Annotated in this window: 6 protein-coding genes and 1 pseudogene; 4 read left to right on the plus strand and 3 right to left on the minus strand. The window is 36.3% G+C overall.

All coding sequences use genetic code 11. The features are described from left to right. Window positions 1–354: 354 nt before the first annotated feature. Entirely contained in the window at window positions 355–996 is a 642-nt protein-coding gene (locus tag V7149_RS10165) for a WGR domain-containing protein (RefSeq protein WP_335345519.1), read from the plus strand. An 833-nt stretch (window positions 997–1,829) separates the two neighbouring features. On the opposite strand, the gene V7149_RS10170 is transcribed toward V7149_RS10165, so the two are convergent. Continuing rightward, the gene (locus V7149_RS10170) at window positions 1,830–3,797 is read right to left on the minus strand and encodes a hypothetical protein (RefSeq protein WP_335345520.1); all 1,968 of its coding nucleotides are present in this window, start codon (window positions 3,795–3,797) and stop codon (window positions 1,830–1,832) included. 482 nt (window positions 3,798–4,279) lie between these two features. Between V7149_RS10170 and V7149_RS26505 the strand changes: the two are divergent. The 3 genes and pseudogenes from V7149_RS26505 to V7149_RS10180 form a co-directional block, all read left to right on the plus strand. Further along, a pseudogene (locus V7149_RS26505) lies at window positions 4,280–4,468 on the plus strand (hypothetical protein); the annotation flags it as partial. 110 nt (window positions 4,469–4,578) lie between these two features. Further along, on the plus strand, window positions 4,579–5,589 hold the full coding sequence (locus tag V7149_RS10175; protein WP_335345521.1) for an aromatic ring-hydroxylating dioxygenase subunit alpha: 1,011 nt from the start codon (window positions 4,579–4,581) through the stop codon (window positions 5,587–5,589). A gap of 98 nt (window positions 5,590–5,687) precedes the next feature. Next, the gene (locus tag V7149_RS10180; RefSeq protein WP_335345522.1) at window positions 5,688–7,052 is read left to right on the plus strand and encodes an NCS2 family permease; all 1,365 of its coding nucleotides are present in this window, start codon (window positions 5,688–5,690) and stop codon (window positions 7,050–7,052) included. 317 nt (window positions 7,053–7,369) lie between these two features. Here the strand turns inward: V7149_RS10180 and V7149_RS10185 are convergent, their stop codons facing one another. Beyond that, window positions 7,370–8,077: a M48 family metallopeptidase gene (locus tag V7149_RS10185; protein ID WP_335345523.1), complete on the minus strand. Its 708-nt coding sequence runs from the start codon at window positions 8,075–8,077 to the stop codon at window positions 7,370–7,372. A gap of 1 nt (window position 8,078) precedes the next feature. Continuing rightward, window positions 8,079–8,576 (minus strand): DUF1456 family protein, encoded by a 498-nt coding sequence (locus V7149_RS10190; RefSeq protein WP_335345524.1) that lies wholly within the window; start codon window positions 8,574–8,576, stop codon window positions 8,079–8,081. Between the last annotated feature and the right edge of the window lie 304 nt (window positions 8,577–8,880).

The following is an 8,880-nucleotide window of genomic DNA, read 5'->3' on the forward strand; positions in this document are numbered from 1 at the left end:
TTCTCGAACCCATCTGCTAATTATTTATTTAATTTTATCTACCGTCAGCACTCCACGTGTGTGGAGTGCTGACGGTAGAAAATTATACTATGATATGTAGTAGTTCGCTTTTTATATCCTTAACTTTTCATCATGGATTAATTATTTACTCAAACGTTCATTTCTTTGCCTTTTCATTTTCAATTCATTTTCTCTTTCCAAACGAATAGTTTCTTTAAATTTTTCCTCTTCTTCGATTCAGGCACGATTACTCAAGATGGTAGATTCTATATATATAATATGGTAGATTAAATTAACCGATATTCAATACATTATAAAAAATCACTTAACATGCTAAAACCGGAAGGAATTCTTATGACAAAAGCAATTTCTCTTTATACGAACGACACCCCTTTATTTGCGTTGAAGGAAGTAGAACAACGAGTTGTACTAAATTATGTTTCAATCCAAGCTAACTCCAATAAATTTTATATTATAGAATTTCAGGAAGGGGTAGGAGAATACTCTTACCGTATTTATACTGAATACGGACGGATGGGAAATTCTCCAAGAAAACAAGAGAGATATTTTCTAACCCGCTTAGAAGCTAAGAATGCATTTGAAAAGATTCTATCTTCTAAACGGAAAAAAGGGTATGAATTAATCGTGATAGATGAAGAATGGGACGAATCTTCTCTCATACCAATCAGAGCTCCTTTTCAAAGAAAAACAACTCACCCGATTTCCCAAGCCCTCATTTTTTCTATTCATACCCAATTGGGGAAACTTTCAGAGATTCAGCTTTATAGAGGGATTCAAATACTAACTAAAATTGAAGAGAAGATACATAATGACAACACAGATGTTATTCACCTGTCTAATCAATTTTATTCTGTTATTCCTGTTGTGTTTGGAAATCAAATAGGAAAAATCCATCTATTGGATAATTCCAAGAAGGTACAATCAAAAAAAGAATGGTTGAATCAAATGATCTCCGCTGTACATTATGAATATTGAGTGAAGAAACAAAGAATTCTTTTTAGACTATATTAATATTTCAAGATAAGCTGAGATGCACCCATGTCCAGATTTTATGTGGCGACACAAGGGGAATTGATAATTTTTTCCCAAAATTTAATGCTACTGCCTATCCTAGATCAGCCATTTTCCTTTGACTTTCTCCTATTCAACAGTAATTGTGTCCTTATAATCCATATTTCCATTCTCCAATTCCAGAGATTCATGATAAATACGATTCTACCATTCCATAGTACACACTAGAATAATTCAATAATGAGTTTTGCATTAGATATTGTACCTGTGACGCCCCGAAAAGTCTTGTTCCATAGATGTTTAACAAGAATAACTTTGAGAATAAACAAAACAAAAAAAGCCCAACCATTAAGGATTTGAGCTTCTTCTATCAACTAAAATAATCTTTGCAACCGCTTCACAATGAATTAGGTGGTGATGGCAGATAATATAAATGTAATAGTGTTTTTCAAAGTCGATGATCAATTTATTAATGAGAAAAAATGTCTTTTTGATAAATTTGTACTTCGTCACTCGTTTCGAGACAACTAAACATTCATTTTCCAACTGGATAAGGTCAGCCATTTTTCCTTTTCCTTGAAAGCACGGGGACGGTTCTTCTGCTTCTTTTTTGGAGGTATAAGCCTCTATTTTTAGGTTTTTCCAAACCTATTTTGGCACGCGTAAACTTTTATCGGACACTATAACACACATTTGTTTTTAGATTGAAAAAAAACGTACCCAGTGGAGGGGTACGCTTGAGACAAATTAGATCTGAATAATTTAAGATACATATGAGCAAATACTTTTTCGCGAATCTACTGAAAGCTTACCTTTACCGTTACTTCCAATCTAGTTGCCGGTTCTGTATTGGAAACATTTATTGGTAAAGTAAAGAGGTTACTAAATAAAGTGAATTCGCCTGGTTTTTTCCAAGATTCAAAACTAAATGGTCTAATGTCCCAGCTTATTTCAACTTCGTGCTCTTTATCTGCAGAATCGACTATGGTTACTTTTTTAGGTAATGCGGCCGTAAACTGTTCAAATGTAATATCTTTTGAAAAATAAAGTGGATCTAGTGGTTTAATTTCTTTTAGCGTAATATCTGTTTTGATTACTATTGTCACATAATTAGCTATAGTGCCTCTATCAACTACCTTTAATGGGTTGGTAATTCCATCATACAATGTTTCTTTATATGCGTCACCAAGCCATATGTTATGCGTATACATTCCATCAGGTGCATCAAAGTGGATTGTATATTCTCCTACTGGAATATCATTCATAACGTAACGTTCCTTACCATTCCAAGGGGTACTTCCCTCTCTATATTCTTTCCCTGTTACTTTATCCTTAAGATAGAATGATCCTATAATATTTTCAAATGGTATTTTATTTGAAGTAGAAGTAGAATCTTTATATAGACTTATTTGTACTTTCCCTTTTACTATTGGTGCTGGCTTCTCTCTTACAATAGTTATTTCTTTAACAGTTGTGTTCCCAGCTCCATCTTTAAGCATATACGTAAATACATTTTCACCTATTTCTAAGTCTACAGACCATTCTAAAGTTCTGCTAATTTCAGAACTATAGTTACCTTCGTATTGCTGAATATGACTATCAAATTCATACAGTTCTAAATAACTGAACCTATCCTTCATGTTAATTTCGAGTTGGGCTGTATCTGAAGAAGCTTCTCTTTCTTTTACCACTATATTTAATTCTGGAGGTGTGGTATCAACATAGAACCTTCTTGCAATACTGCCACTTTTTCCTGATTGCGAAATAACATTTACACTAATAGCATGTGAATTATCTTCTAATGTAAGGAGTTTTCTGAATTTATATGCAGGTCCTTTATAAACAACACTTCCATTGCTTTTTACTTCTGCATTTTCTTCATATACAACATCTGCTGCTTGATCATGAATAAGGATTTTTTCAACATACTTTACATTTGTTACATAACCTTCGAATAAAATTTCAGAATTCGCAAATGTTTTTAGCGGTGTAGGGGAATGCATATATATTGCTGGGAAGAAATAATTATCTGCTGCTTCCTTTTCTAGATATTGTATTTTTTCTAATATTGCCCCTAATAACTCTTCGCCTGAAATATGAGCATTGGGATCCATTTCTTTCACTTTTGCCACCTTGGTCATGGCAGCTAATACTGCTTCCTTATCCTTTATTCTTATATCTTCAAATGATGGTAAAGTTTTTATGACTCCTTCTGCCTCTTGAATCAATTCAAGTAAAAATAAATCTTTTATTCTATTTTCTAATTCCTCTAATTTTTTCAAGTTGGTCACTAATTCTTTTTCTTCAGGTGTCAATGCATCATAATACATTCTTGCTGCTGCTACCATTTCTTTATCATCTAAAGCTAATTCAACAACATTTGGCAGCTCATCTATTAGTCTTATCGCCTCATTAACACGGCTCTTATCCATAACATACTTTATTGTTTTTGCTAGTTCTACGATTTCATTTTTTCCGGTAAAGACCTTTATATCTATTTCAGATGTTTTAAATATTGATTTTGTAAAATATCCATTTTTGTCTAGGTTAACATTAAAGCCATTAATCTCTAAACTTACTTTCGTATTCCCTTTGTAACTATCTGGTACTTCTAAAGCACCTATGATGTCTATTTTCTTACCCTCAGAGTCTATTATAGTTGGTTCCTTAACCCATTTAATATCGTCTGCTTTTTGGCCAAATACAACCGCACTACCCAAAAGCATGGATACTGCCACTAGTACAAATAGTATTTTCTTAATCATCTGATTTCAAATCCCCCTAACGTTTAGTGAATTTAATAATAAATATTTCGATACCCCCCTTTATGTGTATTTTCTGAATATTTAATCATTACAAATATATGATAAAATATTCCATTTTTCAATAGATTTATTAGTAGAAAGAGAGTTTTGAAAGGGGAAATTTCTCCTGTCATCTTATCGAATTATATTAAGATACACTGCGAAAAATGTTGATTTTTGTATTGATAAAAAGTCCCAAAAAAGTAATTTGAGGGGCTACTGCCTGTTTCTGGTGATCACAATACTTTCGCAGTAACTTTAATACCAATGTGGTCCTCAAGAAACGTGATCTAGTTGTTATATTCTTAAATACCCAAACATATCCATTAATAAAAATAATGGGGGCCTGGTTTATTTGGGTTATAAACCCATATCGTAAGTTCATTGACAATAGGTGCTGAAATTTCCATTTCGTTTCCACATCCCTTTTACATAGCTATGTTTTAGGCATTACGATCCGGTCCTTATTGCCGGACATAGATGAACATCGGTCTTTTATCGGACGAAGATCCTTTGGCATTACTTCTTATGTAAATGAAACAACTGGGTACCGTGGCATTGCACATAGCTTATTTGCTAGGGGGATCGTTTCTCTTTTCTGTCTGCTATCCCCTACTCTGGAAAAGCCGTAAGCAGGTTTTATTTTATTGGGAGGTGGTTGTGATGTAAAGAAATAGAGAAGTTTTCACTGTCAAAGCAAAAAAATAGCGAAAAAAAGATGAAGGGAAGGAAAACTTAGGAAATGACAACAAAAAACGTACCCGTCCTGCCACATTTGCTGGAGAAGGACCCTGTATTGGTGAATGAGTGGCTTCCTGTTTACAAAGCTGCGGATTTGAAAGATCAACCTGAACAAGTAGAACTATTAGGTGAAAAAATCGTAATTGTAAGATTGGAAGGAAAAGTTGTTGCCTTCCGCGATCTGTGTATCCACAGGGGTGTTCCGCTTTCAATGGGAAAAGTGAAGGAGAATCGTCTCGTTTGCGCATATCACGGATGGGAATATAGTGCTTGCGGATCTTGTGTACGAATCCCTGCTCAAGAAGCCAAACAGAGCATCCCCAAAAAGGCAAAAGCGATCTCGTATCATTGTCAGGAAGCACTTGGACTTATCTGGATATGTCTTGGACAGCCCGCTAACCATCTAGTGGACCATCACATGTTCACTGATCACGATTACAAATCGGTCATATGTGGACCATATCCTATCGTTGCAGCAGCACCGCGCGTTGTGGAAAATTTCCTGGACGCTTCCCATTTCATGTTTGTACATGAAGGATTACTAGGTGACCCAAGTCATACAGTAATTAACGATTACCATGTAAAGCGTATAGAAAATCGTCTAATATCCGAAGAAATTGTCGTTTATCAACCTGATCCCGATGGCCGAGGCACCCCCATTAACAGCAATTACACGTACGAAGTTCTTGCCCCACTAGTTGCCCGTCTCAACAAAATAGACAATGAAACACAGCAGGTGTTTAGCATGGTATGGATTATTCAACCAACTAATGAAAAGCAAAGCATTGCCTATGCAATTGTCTCTCGTAATTATGACCTTCATCTACCTGATCATGTTTTTATTGATTTCCAAAATACTTTGCTTTTACAAGATAAAGCCATTATTGAAGCTCAAAAGCCGGAATTGTTGCCTCTAGACCTCCAAGCGGAGTTGCATCTGAAATCGGATAGAATGAGTATCGCCTATCGTAAATTATTGAATGAACTTGGTTTGACTTTTGGGACAGCGTAAAGAATAACAGGTACGAGAACATTGTTACGGAGCCGTCCCCCACGATTCAATTGGACTAAAATGAGTTCGTCTAAATATTATCAACGAAGGAGGATCTTATGTCGGGACAAACTCAAATAAATAATCCACATAATATGAAGCCTGTTGGCCAAAACTCTTGGTTGGAACGCCGCTTTCGACTTTCGGAAAGAAATACGAATGTAAAAACAGAAATTTTAACTGGTATTACGACCTTCGTCACAATGGCTTATATCATTTTTGTCAACCCATCCATTTTAGCGGATGCGGGTATTCCAATGGAAGCAGCAGTAGCTGCCACTATTTACGCTAGTATCATTGGTACAATTTTATATGCCTTCTGGGCGAATCTTCCAATTGCGGTCGCCCCTGCAATGGGATTAAACGTCTTTTTCACTTATACCGTTGTCATAGGTGAAGGATTGTCATGGCAAACAGCTTTAGGTGCCGTGTTTATTTCAGGTATCGCCTTTTTAATACTTACAATTACCGGCATCCGAAAAAAATTAATCACTGCCATTCCTCCCACCCTTCGTTCTGCCATTGGGGTTGGTATAGGGCTGATGATCGCATACATTGGGTTACAAGGATCGGGAATTATTATCGCAAATGAGGAAACATATGTTGCACTTGGTAATATCAAGTCAAGTGGACCACTGCTCGCGATAGTAGGGTTAATTATAGCAGCAGTGTTGACTGCTAAGCGGGTAAAGGGTGCCTTTTTGATCAGTATTATTGGTATTACTGCATTAGCGATGATATTTGGAGAGGCTCCAGTACCACAAGGGATTGGAGATATTGTCTCACTCTCTTTCCCAAGCCTGGCTGACACGTTCTTGCAAATGGATATTTTAGGCGCTCTAAGCTACGGTCTTTTTTCGATCATTTTTACCTTCACAATTGTCGAACTATTCGAAAATCTAGGAACACTGGTCGGTTTAGGGAAAGTTTCAGGATTAATGAAAAACGATGGAGATATTAAAAACATCAACAGGGCATTAACAGCGGATGCAGTTGCCACAATGGCCAGTGCATCCATGGGTTCCACTGCTACGTGTGCATACATCGAAAGTGCGGCTGGTATTGCCGAAGGAGGTAAAACCGGGTTAAATGCGCTGACTGTTGCTATCCTTTTCTTCGCTGCACTCTTCTTCACGCCATTTGTCACACTCATACCAACCGTAGCAACTGCTCCCATCTTGATCATGGTTGGGGTTCTTATGTTGACAGAGGTGCAGTACATCAAATTTGATGACTATACAGAAATTGTACCTGCATTCCTTACGATGATTATGATGCCGTTAACTGTAAGCACAGCTGAAGGTTTGGCATTCGGCTTTGTCTCTTATACGATCTTGAAACTACTCACAGGGCGTGCCAAAGAGCTTCACTGGATGATGTATTTTATCACCATTGCATTCTTAATCCACTTCCTTGTGAAGTAAATTCTAAAAATATTTTGATACACTGATTGTTATTGAAAGCATATATTTACAAGAATGTATAAAAAGCGGGTCAGTCCCCCACTGCTTCATCACAGTAATTAACTGACCCGGAATATTTATTTTACATAGAAGCCCAGCCATTAAGGCTTTGAGCTTCTTCTATCAACTAAAATAATCTTTGCAACCGCTTCACAATGACTTAGGTGGTGATGGCAGATAATATAAATATAGTAGTGTTTTTCAAAGTCGATGATGAATTTATTAATGAGAAAATGTATTTTTGTTAAATTTGCACTTCGGCACTCGTTTCGAGACAACTAAACATTCATTTTCCAACTTGATAAAGTCAGCCAGTTTTCCTTTTCCTTATAGTCAGGCATTATTTTTCCAACAAGACGCCAGAAGGATCGGTCGTGATTCAGATGAACCATATGGCACATTTCGTGAACGACTACATAGTCAATGACCTCCCGAGGTGCCATTGCCAGTCTCCAATTAAATGTTAACTGCAGCTTTGAATCACAAGTTCCCCAAGTCGTTTTGCTATCCGAGATACGAATAGAACGTGGTTTTGTTTTGAAGTTGCTTTGATAAGTGGAAATGCTCTTTTCCACTAAAGCCTTACACTGCTGGTAATAAAATCGTTTCAATGCTTGTTTTATTTTTTCAGTGTCAGGCTCCTTTACATAAATATGGAGCTTACCATTTTCAAACACTACATTTTCTTGTGCAATATTAATATCTTGGAAGATCTGTATAGGATAATGGTTTCCTAAATAAAGAAAACTCTCACCATACTCATAAACCTTTTTCTGTGGCCCCAGCAGCCTCTCCTTCATTTCTTTTAATTTTTGCTGTATGTGATCCCATTTTTCTTCTACTAATTGAAGCACTCTATCATCAGGTGTCCCTTTCGGAGCCTGGACTTCAACATTTCCATAACTATCTATTGTCATTCCTATAGAGGTACGATTTTTGTACTTGATTTCCAAACGTATTGTCTCACCTAAGTATGTATGTATCATGTCATCCCCTGTATTTGATCGCCAATCCTTTTAAGAAATTCCTGGCATATTTATCTCCGCACTCCTTATAATTCTTATGCCCTTCTTTTCTTAATAAAGCGCCCAGTTCTCCTCTTGTAACGGTAATTCCTGCATTGTCGAATATATCCAGCATATCCTCCGTTGTTAATGCTAATGCTATTTTTACTTTCTTTAACAGGAGATTATTAACATTTGCACTTTTATTTACAGACGGTTCTGGAGTAGCAGACTGCCCTGGCTTCGGCTCTTGCCTTCCTCTTTTATAAATAATAAAACCATTTAAAAATGAATCTAACATACTGTTATTACATTTTATTTGATCATCACTCTCGTCATCATACTCGTCTGATTTTGTGAGAATCTTTATTACTTCTGGAACTGTAACATCTACTCCCCCAAGCTTAAAGATCTCTGCCATTTCTTTATTTTTAATTTCTTGCGCATATCTCAATCGGATTAATATATCGTTATTATCCACAATAGACCTCCATAAAAAAATTAGTGTCAATCCTTTGTTCCAACAAAGGTACTGACCAATTGATAAATATCATACTACAACATCGTAAATCTAATTTCAAAAAAATAATAGGAAACTCCCAATGGGTTAGTTGCCTACATTTAAAATTATCTTTGCAACCGCCTCACAATGTGCGTTAGGTATGCGCAACCATGACGGGTGGTGAAGGTTACAGGCTTTATATGTGCCTCTCTTGTCTTCAGTTGTTGATGGCGGCGGTTACTAGAAACCTTTTTCTCGGTAAATTGTCCATCCAGACTCTTTG

Origin of the sequence: Bacillus sp. JJ1503 (assembly GCF_036965125.1) — a bacterium.
GTDB lineage: Bacteria > Bacillota > Bacilli > Bacillales > Cytobacillaceae > Cytobacillus.